The sequence below is a fragment of the Arthrobacter sp. FW306-07-I genome (assembly GCF_021800405.1).
Classification (GTDB): Bacteria; Actinomycetota; Actinomycetes; order Actinomycetales; family Micrococcaceae; genus Arthrobacter.
In genome coordinates, this window is the sequence record NZ_CP084550.1 from 4,224,837 (window position 1) to 4,238,091 (window position 13,255).

Below are 13,255 nucleotides of genomic sequence, written 5' to 3' on the forward strand. Positions count from 1 at the left end.
ACACAACCCCCCAAAAAAGGAGTCAAACACGTGCAGAAACGTCATGGCAGGGAAACCAGAAACAAACAAACCCGGCAAGACCCGAAAGCCTCCCCGGTCCTGTTGTCTCAGGACCCAACAGTGTGCCAAACACTAAACCACCCGGAAAACCCCCGGCCCACCGTTCCAGAACCACCAGGGTTCGTACTAAAGAAGACCACAAGACCAGACAGCCGCTATTTGTTGATATTCCACCCTTGAGCACCCGCCACGGAACAGTCGTCCGTGCAACGGGCCTTTACTCCTGACAACACACCCACCACCAACATGCATTGGCGACGGATCATTGTAGGTGCTCCTTAGAAAGGAGGTGATCCAGCCGCACCTTCCGGTACGGCTACCTTGTTACGACTTAGTCCCAATCGCCAGTCCCACCTTCGACAGCTCCCTCCCACAAGGGGTTAGGCCACCGGCTTCGGGTGTTACCAACTTTCGTGACTTGACGGGCGGTGTGTACAAGGCCCGGGAACGTATTCACCGCAGCGTTGCTGATCTGCGATTACTAGCGACTCCGACTTCATGGGGTCGAGTTGCAGACCCCAATCCGAACTGAGACCGGCTTTTTGGGATTAGCTCCACCTCACAGTATCGCAACCCTTTGTACCGGCCATTGTAGCATGCGTGAAGCCCAAGACATAAGGGGCATGATGATTTGACGTCGTCCCCACCTTCCTCCGAGTTGACCCCGGCAGTCTCCCATGAGTCCCCGGCACTACCCGCTGGCAACATGGAACGAGGGTTGCGCTCGTTGCGGGACTTAACCCAACATCTCACGACACGAGCTGACGACAACCATGCACCACCTGTAAACCAACCCCAAAGGGGAAGGACTGTTTCCAGCCCGGTCTGGTTCATGTCAAGCCTTGGTAAGGTTCTTCGCGTTGCATCGAATTAATCCGCATGCTCCGCCGCTTGTGCGGGCCCCCGTCAATTCCTTTGAGTTTTAGCCTTGCGGCCGTACTCCCCAGGCGGGGCACTTAATGCGTTAGCTACGGCGCGGAAAACGTGGAATGTCCCCCACACCTAGTGCCCAACGTTTACGGCATGGACTACCAGGGTATCTAATCCTGTTCGCTCCCCATGCTTTCGCTCCTCAGCGTCAGTTAATGCCCAGAGACCTGCCTTCGCCATCGGTGTTCCTCCTGATATCTGCGCATTTCACCGCTACACCAGGAATTCCAGTCTCCCCTACATCACTCTAGTCTGCCCGTACCCACCGCAGATCCGGAGTTGAGCCCCGGACTTTCACGGCAGACGCGACAAACCGCCTACGAGCTCTTTACGCCCAATAATTCCGGATAACGCTTGCGCCCTACGTATTACCGCGGCTGCTGGCACGTAGTTAGCCGGCGCTTCTTCTGCAGGTACCGTCACTTACGCTTCTTCCCTACTGAAAGAGGTTTACAACCCGAAGGCCGTCATCCCTCACGCGGCGTCGCTGCATCAGGCTTTCGCCCATTGTGCAATATTCCCCACTGCTGCCTCCCGTAGGAGTCTGGGCCGTGTCTCAGTCCCAGTGTGGCCGGTCACCCTCTCAGGCCGGCTACCCGTCGTCGCCTTGGTAGGCCATTACCCCACCAACAAGCTGATAGGCCGCGAGTCCATCCAAAACCACAAAAGCTTTCCACCAACCACCATGCGATGATCAGTCATATCCGGTATTAGACCCAGTTTCCCAGGCTTATCCCAGAGTCAAGGGCAGGTTACTCACGTGTTACTCACCCGTTCGCCACTAATCCACCAGCAAGCTGGCATCATCGTTCGACTTGCATGTGTTAAGCACGCCGCCAGCGTTCATCCTGAGCCAGGATCAAACTCTCCGTTGAAAACAAACAGACACAACCACAACCACCGGAAATAACGGCGACCACGGCTGCACAAAATTTGAAACCAGCCAAAAACACCATGCACACCACGGCGTGGCGGCACAGCACAATCAACCAATCACATTACATAATCGGTATCAACAAACTTGGCACACTATTGAGTTCTCAAACAACAGACACACCCGGCACCACCCAAACCAACGTTCAGGATCGCTCCGGAGCAACTTTTCAAACTTACCCGATCCCCGCATCCGACGCAAACCCGTCTTTCAGGATTCTCATCGATATGGAGGTCGGTTCCCCACCAGTTTCCAGCGCCCTAAAGAGCAACCAGATTCTGGCTTTGATTTTTGGGGGTTTTGGCCGCCCGTGGTGATCAGTTCTTCACTGTCTCCCCCGCGGCGACTTAGAAAACAATACACGGAGTCGGGGCCCACCGCAAACCGTCGCCCGGAAGCGGTGAAAACCCCGGAATTGCGCGGCAGGACGGGCCATTGTGCCGCCCAGGCTGCCTGCCGTCGTCGTGATTCCCTTCTGTGGTCTCCGGCACAGGCGCCAACGTGGCGCTCCCCAGCGCGCAGGGGAGGAACTTAAACGCAGAAGGGCCGGCAACCCTAAGGTTGCCGGCCCTTCTCAAGCAGCTGGTATCAGCGGTGCTGGATTACCAGGATGACTTGGTGATGCCCGGGAGTTCGCCCTTGTGTGCCATGTCGCGGAAGCGAACACGGGAGATGCCGAACTTCTGGAAGGTGCCACGGGGGCGGCCGTCGATGATGTCGCGGTTACGCAGACGGATCGGGGACGCGTTGCGGGGCAGCTTCTGCAGGCCCAGGCGGGCTGCTTCGCGTGCTTCGTCGGTTGCGTTTTCGTCAACCAGGGTCTTCTTCAGCTCGAGGCGCTTAGCAGCGTAACGCTCAACGATGACCTTGCGCTGCTCGTTGCGAGCAATCTTGGACTTCTTAGCCATGTTTAGCGCTCCTCTCGGAATTCGACGTGCTGGCGGATCTTGGGGTCGTACTTCTTCAGGACCATGCGGTCAGGATCGTTACGACGGTTCTTGCGGGTTACGTAGGTGTAACCCGTGCCCGCGGTCGACTTGAGCTTGATGATGGGACGTACGTCCTTGTCCTTAGCCACTAGAGCTTCACCCCGCGAGCCAGAATGTCGGCGACGACAACGTCGATGCCGCGTACGTCGATGGTCTTGATGCCCTTTGCAGAAACCTGCAGCGTGACATTACGGCGCAGGGACGGAACCCAGTAGCGCTTCTTCTGAATGTTCGGATCGAACCGACGCTTGTTGCGGCGGTGCGAGTGCGAAATGCTGTGCCCAAAGCCCGGCTCGGCCCCGGTCACTTGGCAGTGTGCTGCCATGACTTCTCCTCAAGAATTGAAAGTAATGATCCGCATATCTGCTGCTGGACCATGCTGCTAAGGGCGACCCACAGAATGTACGGGCAACGGTTAGTTACGCAACTTGAGCCCCTAACTACCGGCCACCCTGGAGAAAATTACCGGGCAACCGGAGCAATTGCGCACGCTCCGCGCACTTAGCGCCTACCAAGTCTACGAGTTGACGCAATTAAAGACCAATCGGGTGTATAAGGGCGCCGCCGCCGTCCAAGGTCACAGCCTGCGGTTGCCCCTTTTCACAGCAGCGGCATAGCTTCGCCCAGCATGTTGGATGCATGAACACGCAGCTCCTGCCGGCATCACCGGCTGCAAGCAGCTCCGGCCGCCCGGAGCTATCACCGACCACAAAGAGCCCCGCCCGCGGCTGGTTCTCCCGGCAACACCGCCAGCGCATGCTGCGGACGGATCTCCTGACCGTCATTGCCTGGGCGTCCGTTGCCGCCGCAATCGCTCTGTGGCTTGCCGACGGCGGGGCCACCGACATCACGTCGCCCGCCTCTTTGTTCACGGCGGCAGGGGTCGTAGCCGGACTGGCGGGCATGGACCTGGTCCTGCTCATGCTGCTCCTGGCCGCAAGGATCCCCTTCATTGACCGCACCATCGGTCACGACCGCGCGCTGGAGTTCCACGGCAAACTGGGGAAACCCTCCCTCTACCTGCTGCTGGCACACGGCGCGCTGCTGGCCATCGGGTATGGCATGGCAGAAGGACTGGACCCGGTCAGCGGGTCCATCAACCTGTGGACGCAGGTGCCCGACATGTGGCTGGCCTTCGTCTCCATGGCGCTGTTCATCGCCGTCGTGGTGACGTCGCTGGTGGCTGTCCGCCGCCGCTTCCCCTACGAGTTCTGGTACGTGGTCCACCTGTTGACGTACGCGGCCGTTGCCACCTCGATCCCGCACCAGTTCAGTGTGGGCGGCCTCTTTGCGGCCGGGACGTGGCAGCGCTGGTACTGGCTTGCCATCTGCATCTACACCGGTACGGCCCTGGTGTACTTCCGCATCCTGGAGCCGGTACTGGCATCGGCACGGCACCAGCTGACCGTGGCCCGCGTTGAGCCCGTGGCACCGGGCGTGGTGAACATTGTGATGCGGGGCCGGAAGCTTGACCAGCTGGCTGGAACGGGCGGACGCTTCTTCATCTGGCGTTTCCTCTCCCCGGGCATGTGGTGGCATCCCCACCCCTTCAGCCTGTCCGCCGAACCCGTCTTCAACGGCCCGGACGGCCAGGGGACCCTGCGGGTGACGGTCCGCAACCTTGGCAATGGCTCCGCCCAGCTCCTCCGGATGCGGAAGGGAACCAAAGTGGCACTGGAGGGCCCTTACGGCCTGCTCAGCACAGCTGCCCGGACCAGGAACAAGGTGGTGATGATCGGCGCCGGGATTGGCATCACGCCCCTGCGGGCATTGCTGGAAACCACGCCTTTTGCACCCGGCGAGGCGACGGTCCTGCTCCGCGGCCATACAGACCAGGAGCTGTATCTCAGCAGCGAGATCCTCGACCTCTGCCAAGCCCGCGGCGTCCGGCTCTTCCACCTCACGGGACAACGCTCCCGCACCACGTCCACGTGGCTTCCCGAGGACGCCGTCCGGAGCGGTTACAGCCTCACCTCCTACGTGCCGGACATCGCGGATGCGGACGTCTACGTCTGCGGCCCGGCGGTGTGGGCGGCCAACGTCATAGCGGACGCCGGGAAGGCCGGCGTCCCCGAGGAACAGATCCATCACGAAAGGTTTGACTGGTGAAAATACGCGGAACAATTGCAGCGGCCCTGGCCTCCGCCGGGATCCTCCTGGCGGGCTGGCAGACGGGCACGCAGGCAGGCGGCATCAGCACCGTCGCATCGAGTACGACGGCGGCAGGCACCACGGGTTCGACGGGTACAGGCTCGTCCGGCCCGGGAACGTCCGGGTCTTCGGGCACCGCCGGCACTTCCGGAGCCGCCGGCCCGTCCAGCTCCTCAGGTACCTCAGGGTCGTCCGGCTCCTCCGGGTCCTCGAACTCCTCGGCCGCCGGCACCTACAAGGGCAACACGGTGCAGACCCGGTTCGGTCCCGTGCAGGTCCAGATCACGGTGGCCAACGGGAAAATCACGGATGTCACAGCCCTCCAGCTCACCAATACCGACGGCAAGTCCATCCAGATCAGCAACCGCGCGGCTCCCCTGCTTCGCAGCAAGGTCCTCGCGGCACAGTCGGCAAATGTCCAAACCGTCAGCGGCGCCACCATCACCAGCGACGCGTACCTGACCTCACTCCAGGCAGCCATCGATGCAGCAAACCTCTGACCCCCGGACGGCGACCAGCACATTGAAGGCGCGCACTTTTCAGTGCATGGGAACCGTCATCGGGCTCACCATGCCCGTGGACTCCCCCGCGGAAGGGCAGCCGGGGTTCGATGAGCTGGGCGCCGCCACCGCCGTCGTCGAATGCCTTTTCCGGGACCTGGACTAAACGTTCAGCCTGTACCGCCCCGATTCGGAGGCCAGCAAACTGGCCCGGGGTGACCTGAAGCTTCCGCAGGCCCCGGCGCAGATGCGCGAACGGTACGCCGAGGCGCATGAATGGCGGCTCCGCACGGAAGGCGCCTTCACCCCGGAAAGGCCTGACGGCGTGCTGGACCTGTCCGGGATCGTCAAGGGCCATGCCATCCGCGAGGCAGGAACGTCGCTGCTGGCCCTGGGCTGGCGGGACTGGTGCCTCAACGCCGGCGGCGACGTCCTGGTGAGCGGCTCGCCGCATCCCGAAAGAACGCAGCCGTGGAAGGCCGGCGTCGTGGATCCCGCGGACCGCCGCACCCTGATCACCGGTTATCCGCTGGGCGGGAACAGCCGCCACGCGGCAATAGCCACATCCGGCTCTGCCGAACGCGGCGAGCACATCTGGCGGGTGGGAAACGGCGGCGAATTCGTCCAGGTCACCGTGGCAGCCGCGGACATCGTTACCGCCGATGTCCTGGCCACCGCAATCGTCGCCGGCGGGACGCGCATGCTGAACCGCGCCGCGGTCGGGTGGGATGTTGCTGTGATGGCCATCCGGGCCGACGGCTCCATGCTGGCCACGCCGGGCTTTCAGCCCTCCTGACGCGGGTTGGGCGGTTGGCCGGTATTCCCGCTACAGCCGGGTGAACTGCGGGTACTTGGGCTGCAGGTTGTCCCCGGATGACTTGCCGGTGACGCGGCGGACCACCCACGGCGCTGCATACTCACGGAACCACTGGGCGTTGGCGCGGATGGCTTCGGAACGGCTCAGCTCCGGGACGGGCGTCATGGGCGGGACGTCGATGGAGTGGTCGTATTTGAGGACCTCAAGGACGCGCTTGGCCATGTTGCCGTGGCCGGCGGCGGACATGTGCATCCGGTCGTGCCCCCACATGCCCCAGTCGTAGTACTCGCTGAAGCGCCAGTAGTCCACCAACAGGGCGCCATGGTCCCCCGCGATCCCCCGGACCAGCTCGTTGTAGATGGCCGTGCGGCCGCGCATGGTGCCGAAAACCTTTGAACCCCGGGCATCGAATCCGGTGAACATCACCACGGTGGCGCCGGTTGCAGACAACTTTCCGACGGCGTCGTTGTATTCCGCCAGGAGGTCGTCGATGTCCACTTTGGGACGCAGGATGTCGTTGGCACCGGCGTAGATGGTCACCAGGGTGGGGTTAAGTTCGACGGCGGCGTCCACCTGCTCTGCCAGGATTTGGCGGAGTTTCTTACCCCGGATGGCGAGATTGGCGTAACCGAAGTTGGGATCGGCGGCGCAGAGCTGTTCAGCTACGCGGTCTGCCCAGCCGCGGACACCGTTGGGGCGCGTGGGATCGTCGTCACCAACACCCTCCGTGAAGGAGTCGCCAAGTGCCACGAACCGGGAAGTGAAATCCATGCGGCTAGTTTGCCATCCGTTGCCAGAAGCAACCAATCGACCGGCGTCTGCCCGGGTCAGGCCGGCTTTTCGCGAAGAATCCAATGGTCCGTGTCCAGCCGGCCCACCACTTTTTCGCCGATGCGGGCCAGGTCCAGCACATCCTGCTCAGTCAGGGCGTCGAGGAACAGGTCCCGGACGTCCTCCACGTGGGTTGGAGCCAGCCCCACGATAGTGGCCATGCCTTCCTCGGTGAGGTGCGCGGTGGTCACCCTGGCATCGGAGGGGTGCGGACGGCGTTCCACCCAGCCCCGCTTCTGCAGCTTGGTGACCACGTGCGAAAGGCGGGACAGCGACGCGCTGCTGCGGGCAGCGAGTTCGCTCATGGGCAGGAACCGGTCCTCCGCTTCGGAGAGCATGGCCAGCACGGTGTAGTCGAAGAGGGACAGCTTCCCCGCAGCGTGCAGCCTGGTGTCCAGGGCCGCCGGCAGCAGGGTGTTGATGCTCACCAGTGCCAGCCAGGCGCGGCGTTCGTCAGCGGTCAGCCAGCGGGGTTCGGTCATGGTCCCCATTCTACGATTGATCTTTCAACCAGCCGCTCCGGCCCCGGTAGGCTTGCCGCATGTATGTTGTCTCCCTCACCTACCGCGTGCCCCAGGAGATTGTCGACTTCCACAACGACGCCCACATCGCCTGGCTGCAGAAGGCGTTCGACGACGGCGTGTTCATCGCCGCCGGCCGAAAGATTCCCCGGACCGGAGGGCTGCTCCTCTCGCAGGCCGAACGGGAAACCCTCGATGCGAGCCTGGCGCAGGATCCGTTTTACACCAACGGTGTTGCCGACTTCGAAGTGATGGAGTTCCACGCCGGCCGGGTGGCCTCCGGGTACGAAATCCTGCTGGACACCCCGCCCGCGCCTACCGCCTAAGGCGCCGTCCCGCCGTCGTATTCTTCTGCGGCCAGCTTCTTCAGTCCGCCTTTCCGCGGCACCCTCACCGGCTGCGGCCAGCGCGGGGTGAGCGTGTCCCCCAGCGTGACGCCGCGGAGCTTGCGGCCAAAGAGCGGCAGGACCCAGTCGTGGACCCAGCGCCGTTGCCGCCGCTCCCATTCGCGCAGCCCCAGCCTGGGCGGCGGTTCCCAGTCCTTGGGCTTGATCTTGTGCGGAACGCCCAACTGGTCCAGAACTTGGCCCGCCAGGTATTTGTGCCCGGCTCTGGACATGTGGAGCCGGTCCGAATCCCACATCCGGCGGTCGTGGAACGCGTCCAGGCACCAGTAGTCCACCAGTACGGCCCCGTATTTCTCCGCAATCTCCCGAACCCGCTGGTTGTAGTAGGTGTTGCGCTTCTTCAGCGGCTCCAGCAGCGCGGACACCTTGACGTCGAAACCGGTGAAGAGGACAAGAACCGCACCCGTGCCGGCGAGTTTCGCGACCAGCTGCTCGTACGCCTCCATGAGCGCGGGCATGTCCGTTTTCAGGTCCAGGATGTCATTGCCGCCGGCGTACAGGGTGACTAGTGTGGGCCGCATCCGCAGTGCGGGTTCCAGCTGCTCAACGATGATGTGCCGCAGGCGCTTGCTCCTGATGGCCAGGTTGGCGTATCTCCACCCGGGCTGCGCCTTGGCAAGTTTCTCGGCCACCCGGTCGGCCCAGCCCCGCACCCCGTTGGGCAACCGCTCATCCCGGTCCCCCACCCCTTCGGTAAACGAGTCCCCAAGGGCAACAAACACCCGCCGCCCGGAATCAGGAAGCAAGGATTCAGGCACCGCCCCAACGTAACGGCGGAAGGAAAAGGAAGTACGACGCCGGGATGAACAGTAAGTGAGCGCGCGTTTCGGTTTGGCCCACCAAAAGTGAGCGGGCGTTGGCGGGAAAGCAACCAAAGATGAGCGGGCGTTTAGGTGCCGTGCGCGACAAGCCAGCGGCGCGGTTTTGCGTAGGAGCGCATCGCCGACCAGAGCGGAGCAAGGCCGCCCGCGGCCGAGCGAAGCGTCGGGAGGTGTCTAAGCGACGGCAAAACGGCGCCGGCGGCGGAGCCAGCCAGGAGGAAGAAACCCTACCCCTCGGCCTTGCCCTGCCGCCAGTAACCCATGAACGCCACCTGCTTCCGGTCAATCCCTACGTCCCGGACAAGGTACCGGCGGAGGTCCTTGATGACGGCGGCTTCGCCCGCGATCCAGGCGTAGAAGGGCAGTGCGCCGGCCGGCAGGTGGGGGTTCCTGGTGGCGCTGATCCCCTCGGTGCCCAGGCGGGCGGGTGTCTCCCACAGGATGTCTTCATCGACGTTGACGTCTTCGGGCTCGGGCCCTGCGCCGCCGTCGTCCACTTTGATGCCCACCCAGCCGGGCACGGGGACGGCTTTGCGGACCGCCTCCTGCAGCAGCTGACCGTGCGGCCGGGACCTGCCGATAGCGGCACCGCGGGCCAGCCACGTGATCTCGATGTCGGCCGGAGAGCTGAGTTCCAGGAAGTCGCCCGCCTGTGGAACCTCCAGGAACGCGTGGCCGCTCATGTATGACGGGAGGGTTTCGAGGATGGCGGAGATGGCCGGGACGGCTGTTTCGTCGCCGGCGAGCAGGATGCGCTGGGCCAGGCCCGGGCGCCACTCGATGCCGGAGTAGGTTTCCGCCGTGATGCAGTGCGCGGCCCGGTTGTTGGGGCCGATGATGGTCAGTGCGTCGCCGGGCTGGGCGTTCCATGCCCAACCCGCGGCCGGCCCGGCCAGCCCGTCCCCGTCCACGTGCATCACGAAGTCGACGTCGATCTCCGGGTACACCCCGTCCAGCCGGGCTTCCCGGACGGTGTAGGTGCGCATCGAGCCGCGCAGATCCGGATCCATCGCCAGCCAGTTCCGGTACCAGCCGGCATCACTCGTCTGGAAGGCTGGGAGCGGCAGGGGTGTGCCGTCCGCGGCCAGCGACGGAATCACGAGCTTGATCCGCAGGTCCCGCGTCTCCCCATGAACGCCGAAGTCCCGCAACGAGTAGCCGCCGAACGTGATCCTCCGGAACGTGGGGCTGAGCTGCCGGACGGCGGAGACCGTGACCTCGAAAGCCAGGCTCATGGGCTGGGCCGACACCGGCTGCGCGGCGATTGGCTGGGCTGCTGCGGTTTCGCGGGTTCTCACGGGATGAGCTCCAGTTCGTTGGCTGTGGCGTGGTGGCGGCCAATGGGAATGATGAGTGGGGTACCGGAAACGGGATCGGGGATGACACTGCTGTCCAAACCGAACACGTCACGGACCAGGCCTTCGGTCACCACCTCAGCCGGTAAACCCATGGCCACTACCGCACCGTCCTTCATGGCGATGACGTTGTCCGCGTACCGTGCAGCGAGGTTTAGGTCGTGCAGGACGATGGCCACTGTGGTGCCGCGGGTGCGGTTCAGGTCCGTCACCAGGTCCAGGATTTCCACCTGGTGAGCCAGGTCGAGGTAGGTGGTGGGCTCGTCCAGCAGCAGGACCTCGGTTTCCTGCGCCAGCGCCATCGCGATCCAGGCCCGCTGCCGCTGCCCGCCGGAGAGCTCGTCCACGTCGCGCCCGGCAAGCTCCAGCGTTCCGGTGGCTTCCAGCGCGCGCTGCACCGCGGCGTCGTCCTTTTCGCTCCAGCTGCGGAAGAAGCCCTGGTGCGGGTAGCGGCCCCGGCCCACCAAGTCGCGCACGGTGATGCCGTCCGGAGCGGTGGGGTGCTGGGGCAAGAGGCCCAAGGTACGGGCCAGCTCCCGGGCCGGGCGGGTGTGGATGTCCTTGCCGTCCAGGGCCACCGTGCCGGCAGCGGGCTTCAGGAGCCGGGACAGGCCGCGGAGCAGGGTGGATTTTCCGCAGGCGTTGGCGCCCACGATCATGGTCACCTTTCCTTCGGGGATCCGGACGCTGAGCCCGTCCACGACGCAGCGCTGGTCGTATTTGAGGGTCAGGTCCTGGGCTTCGAGAACTGCCACGTCAGGCATCCTTTCGGTTGGCCGTGACCAGGAGCCACAGCAGGAACGGGGCGCCGAGCGCACCGGTAATGACGCCCACCGGCAGGACGGTGCCGTCCAGCAGCAGGGGCGCCAGGTTGGCAGCGAAGTAGTCCGCGGCCAGGACAATCAGTGCACCCACAAGGGCCGACGCCGGCAGGCTGGCTTTCCCGGTCACGCGGCGGGCGATGGGCCCGGCCAGGAAGGCGACGAATGAGACCGGCCCGGCTGCCGCCGTCGCCACTGCTGCCAGTGACACCGCAACGAACACCAAGACCAGCCGCGCTGTGTTCACCCGGACGCCGAGGCCCGCAGCGGCGTCGTCACCGAGCTCAAGGATTCGCAGCGGCCCGGCGATGAGCGCGACGGCGGGGACCAGCGCCGCGAGCGCGAGGATCAGGATGCCTGCGCGTTCCCAGTTGGCGGAGTTCAGGGATCCGTTGAGCCATACGAGGGCGTCGGCGGCGCTGCGGATGTCGGCGCGGGTCATCAGGAAGCTGACCACAGCCTGCAGGGCAGCGGCGATGCCCACCCCGGCCAGCACCAGCCGGTTTCCCGCAGCGCTGCCCCGACCGGTTCCGCGGCGCTTCCCGCCGCTCGAGATTGCGTGAATCAGGGCAGCAACGGCCAGGGCCCCCGCCAGCGCCGCCCCGGACACCGCGGCGCCGGCTGCCCCGAATACGACGATGGCAACCACGGCGGCGGCACTGGCGCCGGAGCTGATGCCGATGACATCCGGGCTGGCCAGGGGGTTGCGCAGCATGGTCTGGAAGAGAGCGCCCGCCAGGCCGAAGGCAATCCCGATCAGGGTGCCGATCACGGCCCGGGGCAGCTTGCTCTCCATCACGATGAAGCTGGCGCCTGGCATCCTCGGTCCGCCGGTCAGGTGGTTGGCGACGATGGTGAAGAAATCCGGAATGGTCACCGTGTAGCTGCCCAGCAGGACCGATGCGAAAAACATCAGCATCACACCGGCGGCCAGGATCGCGGTCCGGTTTCCTCCGCGAGATGGCAGATAACCCCAATGTCTGCGCGCAGGACTGCCGTTAAGTGCCATCTCGCGGGGTTTGGTGAGGCTCACAGCCCGGCTCCCTTGCCGCGGCGGATCAGCCACACGAACACCGGAGCACCGACCAGGGCGGTCATGATGCCCGCCGGGACTTCGCCAGGCAGCAGCGCCACCCGGCCGATGACGTCCGCGCCCAGGAGCAGCACGGGGGCGGCGACCAGGGAGAAGGGCAGGATCCAGCGGTAATCGGGGCCGGTGAGGAACCGTACCGCGTGGGGCACCACCAGGCCCACGAACCCGATGGGCCCCGCCAGCGCTGTTGCCGTGCCGCACAGCAGGACGATTCCCAGGGCGGTCACGGCACGGGACAGGCCAACCCGCTGCCCCAGTCCGCGGGCCACATCGTCCCCCAGGGCCAGGCTGTTGAGGCTGCGCCCGGCCAGCAGCACGATGAGCGCACCGGCGGCCAGGAAAGGCAGGCCAGGCAGGAGAACGGACCAGTCCCGGCCCGCGATGCCCCCCACTTGCCAGAAGCGGAACTTGTCCAGGGTGTCCTGGCTGGAGACCAGGATGACGTTCATGAGCGAGGACAGCCCGGCGCTGAGTGCCGCACCCGCCAACGCGAGTTTCACGGGTGTGGCACCGTCCCTCCCCAGCGAGGCGATGAGGTACACCACGACGGCGGCTGCGGAGGCCCCGAGAAAGGCGAACCAGATGTAGCCGGAGAAGGTGGTGACACCAAAGAGGTAGATGCCGGTGACCACTGCCAGGGCGGCGCCGGCGTTGACGCCGATGATGCCGGGGTCGGCCAGCGGATTGCGGGCCACGCCCTGCATCGCGGCCCCGGCCAGGCCCAGCGCGCCGCCGGCCAGCAGGCCCAGGACAGTCCGCGGAATGCGGGCGTGGACCACGGCATGGTCACCGTTCATGGGGTCGAATGCAGTGAGGGCACGCCATACGCTGCCGAGCGGAACGTCACGGGCACCCACGGCCAGCGATGTGCCGGCCAGCAGCACCAGCACGACGACGGCGGCACCCAGCCAGGCAGTCCGCTTCCCTCTCGAAAGATCACCGCGGAGGGTGGCGCCGGCTGCCTTGCCAGGCACATGCGTGCCTGTGCCTCCTGCGGGGCGCGCCGTCGTCGTACTCATGGGAAT

14 protein-coding genes and 1 rRNA gene are annotated in these 13,255 nt (G+C 64.8%); 4 read left to right on the top strand and 11 right to left on the bottom strand.

What is annotated here, in order from left to right; all coding sequences use genetic code 11:
* Positions 1–342: 342 nt before the first annotated feature.
* From LFT46_RS19590 to rpmB, 4 genes are all read right to left on the bottom strand, one after another.
* Positions 343–1,865, bottom strand: a 16S ribosomal RNA gene (locus tag LFT46_RS19590).
* Between the two features lie 661 nt (positions 1,866–2,526).
* Positions 2,527–2,832 (bottom strand): 30S ribosomal protein S14, encoded by a 306-nt coding sequence (gene rpsN, locus LFT46_RS19595; RefSeq protein WP_009358853.1) that lies wholly within the window; start codon positions 2,830–2,832, stop codon positions 2,527–2,529.
* Positions 2,833–2,834: 2 nt separating this feature from the next.
* Complete coding sequence (gene rpmG / locus LFT46_RS19600) at positions 2,835–3,002, bottom strand: 50S ribosomal protein L33 (protein ID WP_013602737.1); 168 nt, start codon at positions 3,000–3,002, stop codon at positions 2,835–2,837.
* The gene (gene rpmB, locus LFT46_RS19605; protein ID WP_003798559.1) at positions 3,002–3,238 is read right to left on the bottom strand and encodes a 50S ribosomal protein L28; all 237 of its coding nucleotides are present in this window, start codon (positions 3,236–3,238) and stop codon (positions 3,002–3,004) included. Before rpmB ends, rpmG begins: the two co-directional genes overlap by 1 nt.
* Before the next feature lie 314 nt (positions 3,239–3,552).
* Here rpmB and LFT46_RS19610 point away from each other — a divergent pair, with 314 nt between their 5' ends.
* The 3 genes from LFT46_RS19610 (at position 3,553) to LFT46_RS19620 (ending at position 6,360) form a co-directional block, all read left to right on the top strand.
* A complete protein-coding gene (locus tag LFT46_RS19610; protein WP_236820778.1) occupies positions 3,553–5,022 on the top strand; it encodes a ferredoxin reductase family protein in 1,470 nt (489 codons plus the stop codon).
* Complete coding sequence (locus tag LFT46_RS19615; protein ID WP_236800192.1) at positions 5,019–5,564, top strand: FMN-binding protein; 546 nt, start codon at positions 5,019–5,021, stop codon at positions 5,562–5,564. Before LFT46_RS19610 ends, LFT46_RS19615 begins: the two co-directional genes overlap by 4 nt.
* A 247-nt stretch (positions 5,565–5,811) precedes the next feature.
* Complete coding sequence (locus LFT46_RS19620) at positions 5,812–6,360, top strand: FAD:protein FMN transferase (RefSeq protein ID WP_336885538.1); 549 nt, start codon at positions 5,812–5,814, stop codon at positions 6,358–6,360.
* 30 nt (positions 6,361–6,390) lie between these two features.
* On the opposite strand, the gene LFT46_RS19625 is transcribed toward LFT46_RS19620, so the two are convergent.
* The gene (locus tag LFT46_RS19625) at positions 6,391–7,152 is read right to left on the bottom strand and encodes an SGNH/GDSL hydrolase family protein (protein WP_236800194.1); all 762 of its coding nucleotides are present in this window, start codon (positions 7,150–7,152) and stop codon (positions 6,391–6,393) included.
* 56 nt (positions 7,153–7,208) lie between these two features.
* A complete protein-coding gene (locus LFT46_RS19630) occupies positions 7,209–7,694 on the bottom strand; it encodes a MarR family winged helix-turn-helix transcriptional regulator (RefSeq protein WP_236800195.1) in 486 nt (161 codons plus the stop codon).
* Positions 7,695–7,753: 59 nt separating this feature from the next.
* On the opposite strand from LFT46_RS19630, the gene LFT46_RS19635 reads away from it, so the two are divergent.
* Positions 7,754–8,059 carry a YciI family protein gene (locus LFT46_RS19635; protein ID WP_236800196.1) on the top strand — a complete coding sequence of 102 codons (306 nt, stop codon included), beginning with the start codon at positions 7,754–7,756 and terminating at the stop codon, positions 8,057–8,059.
* On the opposite strand, the gene LFT46_RS19640 is transcribed toward LFT46_RS19635, so the two are convergent.
* The 5 genes from LFT46_RS19640 to LFT46_RS19660 form a co-directional block, all read right to left on the bottom strand.
* A complete protein-coding gene (locus LFT46_RS19640) occupies positions 8,056–8,898 on the bottom strand; it encodes an SGNH/GDSL hydrolase family protein (RefSeq protein WP_236800197.1) in 843 nt (280 codons plus the stop codon). The genes LFT46_RS19635 and LFT46_RS19640 overlap by 4 nt on opposite strands.
* A 290-nt stretch (positions 8,899–9,188) precedes the next feature.
* On the bottom strand, positions 9,189–10,196 hold the full coding sequence (locus LFT46_RS19645) for a siderophore-interacting protein (protein WP_236822087.1): 1,008 nt from the start codon (positions 10,194–10,196) through the stop codon (positions 9,189–9,191).
* Positions 10,197–10,255: 59 nt separating this feature from the next.
* Positions 10,256–11,071, bottom strand: a complete 816-nt coding sequence (locus tag LFT46_RS19650) for an ABC transporter ATP-binding protein (protein WP_236820779.1) — start codon at positions 11,069–11,071, stop codon at positions 10,256–10,258.
* Between the two features lies 1 nt (position 11,072).
* The gene (locus LFT46_RS19655) at positions 11,073–12,146 is read right to left on the bottom strand and encodes a FecCD family ABC transporter permease (protein ID WP_236822088.1); all 1,074 of its coding nucleotides are present in this window, start codon (positions 12,144–12,146) and stop codon (positions 11,073–11,075) included.
* A gap of 20 nt (positions 12,147–12,166) precedes the next feature.
* Positions 12,167–13,255, bottom strand: coding sequence for a FecCD family ABC transporter permease (locus LFT46_RS19660; RefSeq protein ID WP_442863699.1), 1,089 nt, complete (start codon positions 13,253–13,255; stop codon positions 12,167–12,169).